Origin of the sequence: Mycobacterium liflandii (assembly GCF_022354805.1) — a bacterium.
GTDB classification, from domain to species: Bacteria; Actinomycetota; Actinomycetes; order Mycobacteriales; family Mycobacteriaceae; genus Mycobacterium; species Mycobacterium marinum.
Genome location: NZ_CP023138.1, coordinates 1,146,575 through 1,162,059, shown reverse-complemented (window position 1 = coordinate 1,162,059; position 15,485 = coordinate 1,146,575). Strand labels below are relative to the sequence as shown.

The following is a 15,485-nucleotide window of genomic DNA, read 5'->3' as shown; positions in this document are numbered from 1 at the left end:
CCGACGGACGCGGCCGACTAGGACGCCGCCCGAATCCGAGCCCCCAGCCGGAACACTCGCCAGCCAGCCCGCTCCCAGCGGGAGACATCAAGGCAGTTGCGGCCGTCGACAATGACGCGGGCCCGCACCCGGTCGGCCAGATCGTCGGGGTCGAGGTCGACGAACTCCTGCCATTCGGTGAGTATCAACACGGCGTCGGCTCGCTCGCAGGCCTCGGCAACCGAGACCGCGTAGTTCAGCGTGGGAAACAGTCGGTTCGCGTTGTCCAGGGCCTTGGGGTCATAGACATTGACCGCCGCACCGTTGAGCTGTAGCTGTCCGGCGACGTTGAGCGCGGGAGAATCTCGAACGTCGTCGGATTCGGGTTTGAACGCCGCGCCAAGCACCGCGAGGTTGGCTCCCAGCAGCGAACCGCCACACGCGGTGGTGGCCAGTTCCACCATCCGGGTACGCCGCCGCATGTTGATGCTGTCGACCTCACGCAGGAAGGTCAGCGCCTGGTTGGCACCGAGCTCGCCGGCACGGGCCATGAACGCGCGGATATCTTTGGGCAAGCAGCCGCCACCGAATCCCAAACCCGCATTGAGACATTGGCGCCCGATGCGGGTGTCGTAGCCGAGGGCATCGGCAAGCAGACTGACGTCGGCACCGGCGGCCTCGCATACCTCCGAGATCGCGTTGATGAACGAAATTTTGGTAGCCAGAAAGGCATTGGCGGAGACCTTGACCAATTCCGCGGTCTGCAGATCGGTCACCAAGAAGGGCACCCCGGCCTCCAGCAACGGTCCGTACAGTTCTCGGACGAACTGCTCGGCCAGGATCGAATCCTCCTGCACACCAAGCACAATCCGATCCGGACGCAGCGTATCGCGGACCGCGAAACCTTCGCGCAGAAACTCCGGGTTCCAGGCGATCTCCACACCAACGCCGGCCACTGCCAGCCCGGCCGCCCGCCGGGCCAACTCGGCCGCCGTTCCGACCGGGACCGTCGATTTGCCAATGAGCACCGACGTTCTGGTCAGCCGCGGCACCAGGGTATCGATGACGGCGTGAATGTGACGCAAGTCGGCGCCGTATTCCCCCCTTTTCTGGGGTGTGCCAACACCCAGAAAGTGCACATCGGCGAACTCGGCGGCCATGTCGTAGTCGGTCGTGAAGTGCAGACGTCCAGCAACAAGGTTGTCCCTCAACAGCTTTCGCAAACCCTGCTCGTAGAAGGGGATATCGCCCCCGGCCAGCTTGGCCACCTTGCCCGGATCAATGTCGACCCCGACAACCTCGTGCCCAAGTTGCGCCATTCCAACGGCGTGGGTGGCGCCTAGATAGCCGGTGCCAAAGACGGTGCATCGCATAACACCGTGTGTAGGCGACTGCGATGAGCGAACTGCATCGCGACGCTGAACGGCAGATGACAGCTACCCGGCAAGATCAGATACCCGGGATAAACGGGATGTTGAACCCGCCCCGCCCGTGCCCACCGCCGTGACCGCCGCCGTGCCGGCCGCCGCGTCCACCACCACGTCCGCCACGGTCATCGTCACCGCCGGGGAACCCGCCGCCGCCACCGGGACCAAAGATCTGGGGAAGCGGGATCTGAATGGGCACCGGAATGGGCATCGGAGCCGGCACCGGAGCCTCCGGCGCGGGTGCGGGAGCCTGAGGAATCGGAACCGGAACTGGCGCGGGAGCCTGCGGCACGGGCACTGGCGCTTGGGCAACCGGTACCGGCACCGGCGCCGGGGCCTTCGGAGCCGGAACCTGCGCCTGGGGGGCCGGGGCTTGCGGCGCCGGCGCCCGCGGGGCGGGGGCTTGGGGCGCCGGGGCTGGGGCCGGAACCTGGGCCTGGGGCGCCGGGGCTTGGGCTTGGGGCGCCGGAGCCTGCGGTGCCGGGGCCTGGGGTTGAGGGGCCGGGGCCGCGTGCGCCGGCGCGGGCAGGTGTGTGACGACGCTCTGGCTGGGATCGGGGCGGGTGCCGGGTTCGGAGCGGATGCTGACCGCCAGAGACACGGCCAAGGCACCCACACCGATGATGAAGATTGACCCCATGATGCTGGCCAGCAGCGCGAACGGCCTTCGCTCATGCTGCTCTTCGGGCACCGCGCTGTAGGCCAGAGCCTGCTGACCCGTCCCCAACTGGTCCGACACATCGTCGAAGTAGGCGGCATCGAGCCCGTACGGCGCGTGAGAGTAGAGCACCCCGCTGCCGGGATCCTGGGCCCACGCCTGCGCCGCCGTGGATGACGCGAACAGGGGGCTGCTCGCCGCCGCGAGCGCGGCACCGCGGGCCAGCGCGGTATCCGGTTCCTCGGCCGCGGTAACCGGCAATGTGGTCGACGCCTCGAGCGTCGGCTTGATCAATGGCAGATCGATACCCGAGCCCACCAGAAACACCGCGTCGGGACGGGTCGGCAGGCTCTCGGCCTGCGAAATCAACTCCGGCAACTGGCCCACGGCCGTGTCATCGTCGTCTGACAGTGAGAGTCGATGAATGTCGGTAACCGAGCCGTCCGCACTGTCGACAACCGCCAGCGTGGCGGCCTCGGGTTCGATGAACAGCAACGCGGTCTGCGCATAGTTGGTTTCGCTGCCCACCGCGTGAGCCAGCGCGGCGGCGGCCAGGAACGCCGAGACCAGCACGACGTTTTCGATCTTGCGCCGGGCCAAGACGTCGCGCAGGGCGGCGGCTTGGGCCGGGTCTCTCCAGGTCACCCCGGTTGAGGTCAGCTGGTAGCCGCCCTCGGAGGCGCCTTCCCTGGTTCCCAGGATCGCCGAGATCACCTGTTCGGCGGCCCCGATAGTTGCCGCGTCGCCATCACCGCTGACATCGAACGCGTCTTCATCGACCAGCGCGCCATCGCCGTTTTCGCCTTCGACCAGCACCAACCGCACTGCCGTCGGTGCCACAGATACTCCGAGCACGGTGTCCAAGAGCTCCCCCAATACCTGTTCGACCATCGCATACAGCGGGCCTACGCGGGTCCCCCAACCCTGTAGCCGCCGATTTTACGCGCCTCCCGGGGTGCATACCGGAGCCTTGGTTGCCGGATCGGCTTGGGTCAGCACATTTCAGCAGTAAAAGGATGCCTAACCGTCGAACAGACGATTAGCTGTCAGCGTCCCCCGTGGCCGCCACCGAAACCACCACCGTGGCCCCCACCGAAACCTCCACCGTGGCCGCCACCGAATCCTCCGAACCCGCCACCATGGCCACCGCCACCGCGGCCACCGCCGAACCCACCGCCGTGACCGCCGCCACCGAAGTGGCCCCCGTGGCCGCCGCCGAACTGGCCCCCATGGCCGCCGCCGCCGGACGGACCGCTACGACCGGGAGCGCCGCCGCCGAAGTGCCCGCGCCGGCCAGGACCGAGGCTGCCGCCAGCGGGCCCACGACCGGGGTTGGGTATCCGGCCCAGCCCGGGCAGCCTCAGACCGCCGCGCCCGCGCGGATTCGGACTCACCACCGGCGGGGGCGAGGCTGGAACTTCAACACGGGGGGCGGGCACCTTGGGCTGCTGACGTGGCACCGGCGCTTGGATATTGGGGACAGAGGGGCGCAGGAAGGTGTCGACCCCGCTGGGTACCCGGACCGGCGGCACGACGATGGGCACCAGCGGCGGCACGGCCACCACCGGTTCAGGAATGGCGGGGGAGGGCAACACCGGCACCTCTGGCGCCCTCTGCGCCGGCGCCGCCGGGGCCGGCAGCTGCGGGCTGGCCGCGCGCGGCACCACCCGGGGGCGCGGCAACTCGATCTTCGGCTCGGGAGCGGCCACTTGCGGCGGCGCGGCCGCCTGCTGAGGCGGGGCGACCAGGTGGTTCTCGTTGGGCCTGGGCTGTAGGGCCACCGTCGGGCGGATGTCGATCGCCAGGGCGACTTCCAGCGCCACCACCGCCGCGGTGGCGACCACGGCCAGGCCGCTGCCGATCAAAAGCCCGGATCGGCGTCCGGCGGGTTCCTGGTCGAGCGAGAGCTCGTCGACCAGGTCGCTCTCCGCCAGGGGGTCAGGATCATTGAGGTCCTGCGCATATGCCAGGGCGGCGGTGGTGGCGGCAAACAGGGGCGCATTGCCGCAGGCCAGCGCCGCGCCTCGGGCGAGCGCCATTTCCTGTTCCTCGGACACGCTCACCGTCAGCGACGTCGCCGCATCGAGTGCCGGCTTGATCATGGCGACGTCCACACCCGTGCCGACCACATAGACACCGTCCGGACGCGCCGGCAGAGACTCGGCCGCGGCCACCATGGCGACCACCTCGGCCACCGCCGCGTCGTCGTCTTCGGCCAACAATTGCTGGCGCACCTCGCTGACCGAGCCGTCCGCGGTGTCGACGACGGCCAGGGTCGCCGTATCGGGCTCGATGAACAACACCGCGGTCCGCGCATAGCTGAGGGCGCCGCCGACCGCCTGCCCCAGGGCGGCCGCAGCCAGAAAACCCGAGACCAGCATGACGTTTTCGACCTTGTGCCAGGCCAGCGCATCGCGCAGCGCCGCGGCCTGAACCGGGTCGGTCCATGTCACGCCGATCGAGGACAACCGCAAGCCGGCGTCGGCCGCACCCTCCCGAGTGCCCAGAATCGCCGCGACCACCTGATCGGATGCGCTCGACGTGACCGGATTGCGGTCGAGGTCGAAACTGTCTTCCTCGACGATCAAGCCGTCGCCGTCTTCGCCTTCGACCAACGCCATCCGGACGTCAGCCGCTGCCATCGATACCCCAAGTACGACGTCCAAAACCCCTCCCAAGGTCTTGCAACCCACCACGGTCGCTGCGGAGGAGAACACGGCGCGGATGGCTCCGGATGGCCCGGCAATGGCTCTTGGATAGCCAAGCCAACGGTCTACTAATCCTTATCGCGCAAGCTATGCGGCAGCTATGTAGACCTTATGAAGTTCTGGTACGAACGAGACGGCGTGGGCCCCCGCTGACCCTGGTATTTCGACCCTACTCCGGAACTCCCGTAGGGATGCTCAGACGGACTGGTCAATTTCAAGATGCACAGCTGGCCGATTTTCATGCCGGGCCACAACGTGATCGGGAGGTTGGCGACGTTGGACAGCTCCAGCGTGATGTGCCCACTGAAGCCGGGATCGATGAACCCGGCAGTGGAATGGGTGAGCAAGCCCAGCCGGCCCAGCGACGACTTGCCCTCCAGCCGCCCGGCCAGGTCACCGGGCAGGGAGAAGATCTCCAGCGTGGAACCCAGCACGAACTCGCCCGGGTGCAGCACGAACGGATCCCCCTTGGTCGGCTCCACCACGCTGGTCAACTCGTCCTGGCGCTGCGCCGGGTCAATGTGGGTGTACCGGGTGTTGTTGAACACCCGGAACATGCAGTCGAGCCGGACGTCGACGCTGGACGGCTGAACCAGGCTGTCATCGAACGGGTCGATACCCAACCGCCCGGCGGAAATTTCGGCTCTGAGGTCTCGATCAGAGAGCAGCACGCGATGAGCGTATCTGCTCTCGGATCGCCGCCGCCGCGCGACGAGTCAGCGGAGGTAGATTTCCTTGCCAGTGGGGTATCCGCCACCAGTGGTGGTGACGTGGACGTGGTCATAGTGACCGAGGCGGCTTCTGGTTGCACCGGTGGGCGTGTAGTAGACGCCACGCCAAATCGCATCCTGCATCCCGAAGCGCTCGGCGTTGGCCAAGACGTAGGCGACGATCTCGTTGCCCAGCGCTATCCCCTCAGCACTGCCGGGGTTGGGGATCATCACGTCGAGCGCCAATCCGTTCGGATGCCAGCGCAACGCATCGGGGCGCACCCCACCGATTTCGTGAATCTCCGGGAAGACCGCGCTGATGCTGCGCGCCGCCAGGATGGTCTTGACCTGTAGCCCGCGTTCCGGTGCCACCCCGACCGGCAGCAGGCGCGCTGACCTGTCCACCCGCAATCTCGATGCCGCGGCGAACTGACCGGCCGCAAAACCCATCCCCACCGCACCGCTGGATATTTTCGACGACAACTCGATGGGCGTTGCCGCAACAATCTCCACACAACACGCTTCATCACCAACGGCCATTTGGTCGATGCGATCACGCGCGGACGATGGGCCGATATCCCCTGCCACCGCGAAGAAGGCGGCCGCGGGCGCTACCACTGCAGCCAGCAGAACAGACGGCTTGCGCCGCTTCCTGGCTAACTCGTGCCGACCCACGGAAGCAGATTACGACACGATAACGAAATAATAAACACCGGATTGGTTAGCAATCCTGTGGCATATATCGCAGTTTGCCACTTATCAAGACAATAATGGCACCCGACTTGACGCGGGGCCATTTGTCCTGCTCAGCGCAACATTTCTTGTGCCATAAGACACAGCCGAACAGGATTGTCTGGCCGCCAAGAGTTTAGTGCCCTCAGATCTGCAAACGTGACGGGACGGGCTGGCGAGTATCGGCCGCATGCTGCACCGCCGCCTCGATGCCGGCGACCAGTCCCGCGACCGCCGTCTCCACCGACATGCTCGGAACACCCAGGTTGCGATCCAGGGCGGCGACCATCGGCAGACAGGGCAGATGGACCCAGCCGGCGCGGATGGGCAGGTTCCGCGAGGCGATGTGGTGCAGCACGCCGTACATGAGGTGGTTGCACACGAAGGTGCCCGCCGCGTCGGAGACATCGGCCGGGATCCCGGCCGCGCGCATCGCCAGCACCATCTCGTGGACCGGGACGGTGGCGTGGTAGGCGACCGGGCCGTCCGGATCGGTCGGCTCGCCCACCAACACCTTGCCGGCGGTGTCGGCGAGGCCATAGCGCCCGCAATCGTTGATGTTCTGGGCCAGCCGCTCGACGGTCAGCATGGCGCGCCCCGGGTATTCGCCCAGCATGATCACCAGCTACGGATCCACCTCGGCGATGGCCTGCTCAGCCGCCGCGATCGAGTCGAAATAGGCGCCGGGCACAATCCGCGAGACCACCGTCGCCCCGGCGATGGTGCGTCCGTCCAGCGCCTCGGCGGTGAACTGGGCCGGATTGTCCGGCGTCACGCCATACGGTCCGAACCCGGTAACCAGCACCTTGGTCATGTGGTGTTCCTTCCTGGTCGAAACTAGGTGAGCGGGCGTTCGGCCATGGGTATCACCCTGGAATCCTCCAGCATCGCGAACCGATGCGGAAGATCGGCCTGCACCTGTTCGCTGGACATCACCGCGATGAAGGCTTCCAGCGAGGGATACCGCACGAATTGAATGACGTCCCAGCGCTCCTCGGGCGGGCCGATGAAGCAGCCGCCGGCGTCGGCCACAAAGACCCGCTCGGCGCCGACCTTCGCCAGCACCGACTCCATCCCGGCGGCGTAGCGCTCGAACAGTTCGCGACCGCTGATCGGCGCCGGGGGCGCAAGCTCGGGGTTCGCTGAGTAATCGGCGACCTCGCGGATGCGGTAGAGGTTGAGCATGACGAAGGGGCCGGGCGGCATTGCGGTCAGCATCGCCTCAGCCGCTTGCGGTGTCGGAACGATGTGCACGATCGATCTCCCTCGTCGCCTCTATTTGTACGTGGTGTTGGCGATTCCCGTTGGTCGCGTTGCGGCCAGCGCTCGGCGCCACGGCATCAATTCGGGCGCTCGGCAGCCGTCGGGGAGCCCGGCACGGCGCGCAGCAGGACCACCACAAAGGCCGACATCAGCATCATGGCGCCCACCGCCCACATGCCCGCCTTGTCGGTCCCGGTCACTTGTTCGAGCGCCCCGGTCAGATAGGGCGCGGCGAACCCGCCCAGATTGCCCACCGAATTGATCAGCCCGATGGCGCCGGCTGCCGCGGTGCCGGTCAGGAAGTTTGACGGCAACGCCCAGAAGCTGGGGATGGCAGCGAACACCCCCATCGCGGTGATCGCCACGGCCACCATCACCAGCACCGGGGTGTGCAGGTGCAGCGCGACGGGAATGGCCAGCCCGCCAAGCAACATCGGGACGGCGACATGCCACACGTGCTCACCGGTGGCGTCCGCGTGCCGCCACCGCAGGTACATGGCCACCGCCGCACAGGTGTACGGGATCGCCGCGATGAGTCCCACTTGCACGATCGAGAAGTCGATCCCGAAGGTCTTCTTGAAGCCCGAGATGATGCTCGGCAAGAAGAACGTCAGGGCGTAGAGCCCGTAGGCCATGCCGAAGTAGACCAGGGCCAGCGCCCAGATCCGTGGGCTGGTCAGCGCGCGGCGCAGCGGAAAGTGAAAGTCGCCGGCAACCTGGCGCTGCTCCTCGGCCAGGGTGTCGACGAGCCATTGCCCTTCGTCGGGCTCTAGCCATGCGGCGTCACCGGGCCGGTCGACCAGGTAGTACCAACAGGCGAACCCCAACACGATCGCCGGGACACCGACGGCGATCATCATGAACTGCCAGCCCGCCAGCCCGAACACCCCGTTGCCGAGGTGGATCAGCCACGCCGCCAACGGGGTTCCAAGCGCTGCCGCGATCGGGCTGGCCATCATGAACAGCGCGACGACCCGGGCCCGGTAGTCGCGCGGGAACCAGCGACTCAGGTAGTAGATGACCCCCGGGAACAGGCCCGCCTCGGCCACCCCTAACAGGAACCGCAACACCAACAGCGTCGTCGCGTTTGGCGCAAAGCCGGTGGCCACCACCACGATTCCCCACGACACCGCGATCCGCGCTAGCCAGCGTCGTGCGCCGTAGCGATCCAGCGCGAGATTGGACGGAACCTCGACCAGCACATAGCCGATTAAAAAGATGCCCGAGGCCAGGCCGAACATCGTCGCTGTGAGCTGTAGGTGCGCGCTGATGTCGGCGCGGGCGATGCCGAGGTTGGTGCGGTCCAGGTAGTTGACGAAATACAGGGCCATCAAGAACGGCACGATGCGAATGCCCAGTTTGCGGATCGTGCGCGCTTCCAGCGAGCGTTCACCGGTGTCTAAAACGGCCATCGTGTCTCCTGCGTGAGGACCCGGTGCCGTCGAGTTCCGCAACGCTCGTGTCTGTTGGATGTCGGGGTCACGGTGGCCCGCGAGGCCAGCGTGCGTCACGTCGGAAACGTACGAACCGAGGCTCCGGTGCCGTCGGCCCGTCCGCCGAGCACTGTATACGCCGGCGCGCCATCCGGCCTCCGCCGATACCGGCCGATCGAGCGCACCCGAGTATGTTCGTCTCAATCGGCCCCGGGAGGTTTGGCGTGAGCACCCTGACAACCGCTGCGGCTTTGGTCGCCTTCCCGGTGATCGCCGGAATCATCGGTGGCGCTGTGGCAGTCGTGCGCACGCCGTCGGCGGCGCTGGTCAGCGGTGTGCAGCATTTCGCGGCCGGTGTGGTCATGGCCGCCGTGGCCACCGAGGTGCTGCCGGACCTGCGGGCGCGGGGCCCGCTGTGGCTGATCATTCTCGGGTTCAGTGCGGGGGTCGCGCTGCTGGTCGGATTCCGCCAGTTCGAAGACCACGGACCGCACGGCGAGGACGAGGACGGCCACGACGACGTCCGTGCGGGCGGTCAAGTGCCGGTGGGTTTTCTCGCCGTGGTCGCCGTCGACCTGTTCATCGACGGGCTGCTGGTGGCGACGGGCGCGACCGTCTCCCGGCGCACCGCGATCATCATCACCATCGCGCTGACCGTCGAGGTGCTGTTTTTGGGGGTGTCGGTGGCGCTGCGGCTGACCCGCTCCGGAGTACCCAAGGCCAGGGCTCCGGCGTTGTTGATTAGCAGGCTTGTGAGCTGTGTTGATGATCTTTGGTGCCGCGCTATTGGGGCCGGAGTGTAGGCACGGGCTATCTGGAGAACGATCGAGTTGGTTACTGTTCGTCGTTGGTCTGGAGTTGCCCGTGCCTACCGTTTCAGTATTGCCTGTGTCGTCGGTTCCAGAGGTGTTCGACCGCTGGAGTCCTGGTGAGCGCAGCGAGCTCATCGGATCGGAGTTTCTCGATGTGTTGGCCTCGGTGCCAGACCCGAGGGACCCACGCGGTCGGAGGTATTCGCTGATGGCTTTGTTGGCGATCGCGGTTCTGGCCACTGCCGCGGGGATGCGCGGCTATGCTGGTTTTGCCACATGGGCGGCCACCGCTCCCGATGATGTGTTGGCCTAATTAGGGGTCCGGTTCCGGCGGCCCAGTGAGAAGACCTTCCGCGCTGTTTTGTCTCGGCTAGACCCCGCCGACCTCAACGCCAGGATGGGCAGTTACTTCACTGCACACGTGGCCAGCAGCGACCCCAGTGGATTGGTGCCGATCGCGTTGGACGGCAAGATGCTGCGTGGTGCTTTACGCGCCAAAGCGACAGCCACGCATCTCGTGTCGGTGTTCGCCCACCGTGCCCGATTGGTGCTCGGTCAACTCGCTGTCGCCGAGAAAAGCAATGAAATTCCCTGCGTACGTGCCCTGCTCACGCTGCTGCCGGGTAGCTTGCGGTGGCTGGTCACCGTGGATGCGATGCATACCCAGGTCGTCACCGCGAAGTTGATCTGCGCCACCTTGAAGTCGCACTACCTGATGATCGTCAAGTCCAACCAAGCCAAAATACTTGCGCGTATCACCGCGCTGCCCTGGGCCGAGGTGCCCGCAGCCGCTACCGACGACTCCCGCGGCCACGGCCGTGTCGAGACCCGCACCCTGCAAATCATCACCGCTGCACGAGGAATCGGCTTCCCCTACGCAAAACAAATCATCCGGATCACTCGTGAACGCTTGATCACCGCCACCGACCAGCGCAGCGTGGAGGTGGTCTATGCCATCTGCAGCCTGCCGTTCGAGCACGCCCGCCCTACCGCGATCATGACCTGGATGCGTCAACACTGGGGAATCGAGAACAGCCTGCACTGGATACGCGACGTCACCTTCGACGAAGACCGTCAAAGGGCACATACCGGAAACGGCGCACAGGTCCTAGCAACGCTACGCAACACCGCGATCAATCTGCACCGCCTCAACGGCGCCGACAACATCGCCGAAGCCTGCCGGATCACCGCTTTGACCGCCAACCGCCACCTAGACCTCCTCAATCCACAATTCCCCAGCTCACAAGCCTGCTAATCAACAACGCCGGAGCCCTGGGGTGTCATGCGTGCGTTAACGTTGACGTTTTCGATCTTATTTATGCCCTTGTTAATTTCGAACACTGCTCGAGTCTTCGTCGTGTTATCGATGGTGTATCCGATTTGCGTCAACGGCCCGTCAGGGTCGAAGCTGGCGGGATCGAGCGCACCGTCATTGTTAGTAGGCGCGTCTGGCAGTAGTTCACACGCCCAAACCCCGTCAACGTGCTCAAAAATCGGATTACCCCCAATCATCTGGCGAAGACCTGTCGAGACGACGTAGTGCTCGGCTGAGATCAAGTATTTGGCGTACCGCTTGTCTTGTGTAACAAAATCTCTTGTCCGCTTTATGAATTCGGGCATGCCAGGCGCCAGTTCGACCTGGGCACCGAGTTCGCGTAGGAGGGCGTTCGTCAAACCTGGAAACTTTCCTGTGCGAACGTAGTTGAGAGTGTGCTCTAGGTATGCAGTGTCCTCGGCAAGTTGTAGGTCGTATCCGCCGTAGAACTTCTTGAGTGCGTTGACCTCTTGCCAGAACTTGCTTTCATCAACGTCGTAGTGCTCGAAAAGCGGCTTCTGCATATAGCCGCGGGTAAGAGTCCGGTCAAAATCCCAAATGAAGGCAATGATCGTTTGGGTTACGAGGGACGGCGGCATTCACGCGACCTCGGGGCCGGTGAACCTTATTACGTCGAAGCCTCGGTCGATCCAGCCGTACAGGATCAGTCCGGTTCCCCAAAATTCCTCATGTGCCCGACCGAGTTCCGGCATCGGCAGCACAACCCCGACGTCGATGCCTCGTTTGCGAATCTGCTTTAAAATATCCGCATAGTCCGCTGCGGACTTGGTGCTTTCAAATACCCATTCAACGAGTTTGCGCTCATGGAGGTACACAGCAGTACTGGTCAGCATTCGAACGGTAGTGTTCGACTCGTCTTGCCATCGGCGGGCGATGGCAGGGCTCCGGCGTTGTTGATTAGCAGGCTTGTGAGCTGGGGAATTGTGGATTGAGGAGGTCTAGGTGGCGGTTGGCGGTCAAAGCGGTGATCCGGCAGGCTTCGGCGATGTTGTCGGCGCCGTTGAGGCGGTGCAGATTGATCGCGGTGTTGCGTAGCGTTGCTAGGACCTGTGCGCCGTTTCCGGTATGTGCCCTTTGACGGTCTTCGTCGAAGGTGACGTCGCGTATCCAGTGCAGGCTGTTCTCGATTCCCCAGTGTTGACGCATCCAGGTCATGATCGCGGTAGGGCGGGCGTGCTCGAACGGCAGGCTGTAGATGGCATAGACCACCTCCACGCTGCGCTGGTCGGTGGCGGTGATCAAGCGTTCACGAGTGATCCGGATGATTTGTTTTGCGTAGGGGAAGCCGATTCCTCGTGCAGCGGTGATGATTTGCAGGGTGCGGGTCTCGACACGGCCGTGGTCGCGGGAGTCGTCGGTAGCGGCTGTGGGCACCTCGGCCCAGGGCAGCGCGGTGATACGCGCAAGTATTTTGGCTTGGTTGGACTTGACGATCATCAGGTAGTGCGACTTCAAGGTGGCGCAGATCAACTTCGCGGTGACGACCTGGGTATGCATCGCATCCACGGTGACCAGCCACCGCAAGCTACCCGGCAGCAGCGTGAGCAGGGCACGTACGCAGGGAATTTCATTGCTTTTCTCGGCGACAGCGAGTTGACTGAGCACCAATCGGGCACGGTGGGCGAACACCGACACGAGATGCGTGGCTGTCGCTTTGGCGCGTAAAGGCACCACGCAGCATCTTGCCGTCCAACGCGATCGGCACCAATCCACTGGGGTCGCTGCTGGCCACGTGTGCAGTGAAGTAACTGCCCATCCTGGCGTTGAGGTCGGCGGGGTCTAGCCGAGACAAAACAGCGCGGAAGGTCTTCTCACTGGGCCGCCGGAACCGGACCCCTAATTGGGCCAACACATCATCGGGAGCGGTGGCCGCCCATGTGGCAAAACCAGCATAGCCGCGCATCCCCGCGGCAGTGGCCAGAACCGCGATCGCCAACAAAGCCATCAGCGAATACCTCCGACCGCGTGGGGCCCTCGGGTCTGGCACCGAGGCCAACACATCGAGAAACTCCGATCCGATGAGCTCGCTGCGCTCACCAGGACTCCAGCGGTCGAACACCTCTGGAACCGACGACACAGGCAATACTGAAACGGTAGGCACGGGCAACTCCAGACCAACGACGAACAGTAACCAACTCGATCGTTCTCCAGATAGCCCGTGCCTACACTCCGGCCCCAATAGCGCGGCACCAAAGATCATCAACACAGCTCACAAGCCTGCTAATCAACAACGCCGGAGCCCTGCGGGCGATGGTGTTTGCGATGTCTTCGACGGCGATCCGATGGTGAACCGGGCTCCCCACGTTCGTCATGGAGGCAGTGTAGGTCTGCCGGTGGAGGGCCGTCGAGATTTCCGTGTCTTCCGCGTGGTCGCTCATGCATGGACGGTATCGACGGGGGCCGACAGGTTTCCGAACGGATGTTCGATGCGTGTGCTATCTGGCGGCTGTAGCAAACGCCTCTCAAATCGGTCAGTCACCAGACGGTCATCGGTTAGATGGGCTAGCGATTGTGACGCTTCAGTATGAGATTTGACCAGGTCTTTCGTGGAGCCGATGACGGGAATCGAACCCGCGTATTCAGCTTGGGAAGCTGATGTTCTGCCATTGAACTACATCGGCGCTGTTGCCCCGAAAGGCTAGCACCCAGCACCGGGCGCGGTGTGCGGGATCCGCCTCACTCCATCACTCCCAGGCTGTAGAGGATCAGGCAGCCGGCGAAGAACATGATCGCCATCCACGCCCGCTCCTCGCCTTCATGGGCTTCGACGAGCAGTTCTTCCACGACCAGCCACAACAGCGCCGCCGCCGCAAACGCCAGCACGAGGGTCAGCACGGTACCTCCCGCGTTGGCGAGCACCAGCGCACCCAGCACGCCGCCCACGGCGGTCGCCAGGCTGACCCCGCCGGTGAGCGCGGCGGCCCGGGCCTTGGGTACAGGGCTCCGGCGTTGTTGATTAGCAGGCTTGTGAGCTGGGGAATTGTGGATTGAGGAGGTCTAGGTGGCGGTTGGCGGTCAAAGCGGTGATCCGGCAGGCTTCGGCGATGTTGTCGGCGCCGTTGAGGCGGTGCAGATTGATCGCGGTGTTGCGTAGCGTTGCTAGGACCTGTGCGCCGTTTCCGGTATGTGCCCTTTGATGGTCTTCGTCGAAGGTGACGTCGCGTATCCAGTGCAGGCTGTTCTCGATTCCCCAGTGTTGACGCATCCAGGTCATGATCGCGGTAGGGCGGGCGTGCTCGAACGGCAGGCTGCAGATGGCATAGACCACCTCCACGCTGCGCTGGTCGGTGGCGGTGATCAAGCGTTCACGAGTGATCCGGATGATTTGTTTTGCGTAGGGGAAGCCGATTCCTCGTGCAGCGGTGATGATTTGCAGGGTGCGGGTCTCGACACGGCCGTGGCCGCGGGAGTCATCGGTAGCGGCTGCGGGCACCTCGGCCCAGGGCAGCGCGGTGATACGCGCAAGTATTTTGGCTTGGTTGGACTTGACGATCATCAGGTAGTGCGACTTCAAGGTGGCGCAGATCAACTTCGCGGTGACGACCTGGGTATGCATCGCATCCACGGTGACCAGCCACCGCAAGCTACCCGGCAGCAGCGTGAGCAGGGCACGTACGCAGGGAATTTCATTGCTTTTCTCGGCGACAGCGAGTTGACCGAGCACCAATCGGGCACGGTGGGCGAACACCGACACGAGATGCGTGGCTGTCGCTTTGGCGCGTAAAGCACCACGCAGCATCTTGCCGTCCAACGCGATCGGCACCAATCCACTGGGGTCGCTGCTGGCCACGTGTGCAGTGAAGTAACTGCCCATCCTGGCGTTGAGGTCGGCGGGGTCTAGCCGAGACAAAACAGCGCGGAAGGTCTTCTCACTGGGCCGCCGGAACCGGACCCCTAATTAGGCCAACACATCATCGGGAGCGGTGGCCGCCCATGTGGCAAAAACAGCATAGCCGCGCATCCCCGCGGCAGTGGCCAGAACCGCGATCGCCAACAAAGCCATCAGCGAATACCTCCGACCGCGTGGGTCCCTCGGGTCTGGCACCGAGGCCAACACATCGAGAAACTCCGATCCGATGAGCTCACTGCGCTCACCAGGACTCCAGCGGTCGAACACCTCTGGAACCGACGACACAGGCAATACTGAAACGGTAGGCACGGGCAACTCCAGACCAACGACGAACAGTAACCAACTCGATCGTTCTCCAGATAGCCCGTGCCTACACTCCGGCCCCAATAGCGCGGCACCAAAGATCATCAACCCAGCTCACAAGCCTGCTAATCAACAACGCCGGAGCCCTGGGCGCGGCCCCACGCATTAAGACCGCATTGAGCCGCGGTCAAACCCGCGCGCATTGCGGTTTCTTTCGCCGAATCGGCGGACGGGGCGCCGTTAATTGTGGCTACCAAAACGTGCGACCGCGGCG

The 15,485-nt window shown here is 64.5% G+C and carries 9 protein-coding genes, 1 tRNA gene and 6 pseudogenes; 2 read left to right on the top strand and 14 right to left on the bottom strand.

Features of this window, described 5'->3' with window-relative positions:
• Positions 1 to 17: 17 nt before the first annotated feature.
• The 8 genes and pseudogenes from CKW46_RS05310 to CKW46_RS05275 form a co-directional block, all read right to left on the bottom strand.
• Positions 18 to 1,352 (bottom strand): UDP-glucose dehydrogenase family protein, encoded by a 1,335-nt coding sequence (locus CKW46_RS05310; RefSeq protein ID WP_015354321.1) that lies wholly within the window; start codon positions 1,350 to 1,352, stop codon positions 18 to 20.
• 76 nt (positions 1,353 to 1,428) lie between these two features.
• Positions 1,429 to 2,955 (bottom strand): DUF7159 family protein, encoded by a 1,527-nt coding sequence (locus CKW46_RS05305; protein ID WP_117438134.1) that lies wholly within the window; start codon positions 2,953 to 2,955, stop codon positions 1,429 to 1,431.
• 155 nt (positions 2,956 to 3,110) lie between these two features.
• Positions 3,111 to 4,706, bottom strand: coding sequence for a DUF7159 family protein (locus tag CKW46_RS05300; RefSeq protein WP_252872724.1), 1,596 nt, complete (start codon positions 4,704 to 4,706; stop codon positions 3,111 to 3,113).
• A gap of 164 nt (positions 4,707 to 4,870) precedes the next feature.
• Positions 4,871 to 5,443, bottom strand: a complete 573-nt coding sequence (gene dcd / locus CKW46_RS05295) for a dCTP deaminase (protein WP_012392561.1) — start codon at positions 5,441 to 5,443, stop codon at positions 4,871 to 4,873.
• Between the two features lie 45 nt (positions 5,444 to 5,488).
• Positions 5,489 to 6,157, bottom strand: a complete 669-nt coding sequence (locus CKW46_RS05290) for a VldE C-terminal domain-containing protein (protein WP_015354318.1) — start codon at positions 6,155 to 6,157, stop codon at positions 5,489 to 5,491.
• A gap of 202 nt (positions 6,158 to 6,359) precedes the next feature.
• Positions 6,360 to 7,028 (bottom strand): annotated as a pseudogene (pcp, locus tag CKW46_RS05285) (pyroglutamyl-peptidase I).
• 23 nt (positions 7,029 to 7,051) lie between these two features.
• The gene (locus tag CKW46_RS05280) at positions 7,052 to 7,468 is read right to left on the bottom strand and encodes a DUF1330 domain-containing protein (RefSeq protein ID WP_015354316.1); all 417 of its coding nucleotides are present in this window, start codon (positions 7,466 to 7,468) and stop codon (positions 7,052 to 7,054) included.
• 86 nt (positions 7,469 to 7,554) lie between these two features.
• Complete coding sequence (locus CKW46_RS05275; protein WP_117438132.1) at positions 7,555 to 8,889, bottom strand: MFS transporter; 1,335 nt, start codon at positions 8,887 to 8,889, stop codon at positions 7,555 to 7,557.
• Between the two features lie 212 nt (positions 8,890 to 9,101).
• On the opposite strand from CKW46_RS05275, the pseudogene CKW46_RS05270 reads away from it, so the two are divergent.
• Together CKW46_RS05270 and CKW46_RS05265 are read left to right on the top strand one after the other, a co-directional pair.
• Positions 9,102 to 9,644: pseudogene (locus CKW46_RS05270) on the top strand (ZIP family metal transporter); the annotation flags it as partial.
• Positions 9,645 to 9,774: 130 nt separating this feature from the next.
• Positions 9,775 to 10,977: pseudogene (locus tag CKW46_RS05265) on the top strand (ISAs1-like element IS2404/ISMul1 family transposase).
• Here CKW46_RS05265 and CKW46_RS05260 read toward each other — a convergent pair.
• The 6 genes and pseudogenes from CKW46_RS05260 to CKW46_RS05235 all read right to left on the bottom strand — a co-directional run bounded on the left by CKW46_RS05260 (position 10,974) and on the right by CKW46_RS05235 (position 15,217).
• On the bottom strand, positions 10,974 to 11,636 hold the full coding sequence (locus tag CKW46_RS05260) for an HAD family hydrolase (protein WP_015354311.1): 663 nt from the start codon (positions 11,634 to 11,636) through the stop codon (positions 10,974 to 10,976). The pseudogene CKW46_RS05265 and the gene CKW46_RS05260 overlap by 4 nt on opposite strands.
• Positions 11,637 to 11,891, bottom strand: coding sequence for a hypothetical protein (locus tag CKW46_RS05255; protein WP_015354312.1), 255 nt, complete (start codon positions 11,889 to 11,891; stop codon positions 11,637 to 11,639). It abuts the gene before it with no gap.
• Between the two features lie 64 nt (positions 11,892 to 11,955).
• Positions 11,956 to 13,159, bottom strand: a pseudogene (locus tag CKW46_RS05250) (ISAs1-like element IS2404/ISMul1 family transposase).
• Positions 13,160 to 13,605: 446 nt separating this feature from the next.
• A tRNA-Gly gene (locus tag CKW46_RS05245) sits at positions 13,606 to 13,679 on the bottom strand.
• Positions 13,680 to 13,734: 55 nt separating this feature from the next.
• Positions 13,735 to 14,001, bottom strand: a pseudogene (locus CKW46_RS05240) (ZIP family metal transporter); the annotation flags it as partial.
• A gap of 13 nt (positions 14,002 to 14,014) precedes the next feature.
• Positions 14,015 to 15,217, bottom strand: a pseudogene (locus tag CKW46_RS05235) (ISAs1-like element IS2404/ISMul1 family transposase).
• Positions 15,218 to 15,485 lie beyond the last annotated feature (268 nt).

Coding starts and splice junctions, on each gene's coding strand:
- CKW46_RS05305 (WP_117438134.1), bottom strand. CDS start 2,955: ATGGTCGAACAGGTATTGGGGGAGCTCTTGGACACCGTGCTCGGAGTA.
- CKW46_RS05275 (WP_117438132.1), bottom strand. CDS start 8,889: ATGGCCGTTTTAGACACCGGTGAACGCTCGCTGGAAGCGCGCACGATC.
- CKW46_RS05260 (WP_015354311.1), bottom strand. CDS start 11,636: ATGCCGCCGTCCCTCGTAACCCAAACGATCATTGCCTTCATTTGGGAT.
- CKW46_RS05300 (WP_252872724.1), bottom strand. CDS start 4,706: ATGGCAGCGGCTGACGTCCGGATGGCGTTGGTCGAAGGCGAAGACGGC.
- CKW46_RS05310 (WP_015354321.1), bottom strand. CDS start 1,352: ATGCGATGCACCGTCTTTGGCACCGGCTATCTAGGCGCCACCCACGCC.
- CKW46_RS05255 (WP_015354312.1), bottom strand. CDS start 11,891: ATGCTGACCAGTACTGCTGTGTACCTCCATGAGCGCAAACTCGTTGAA.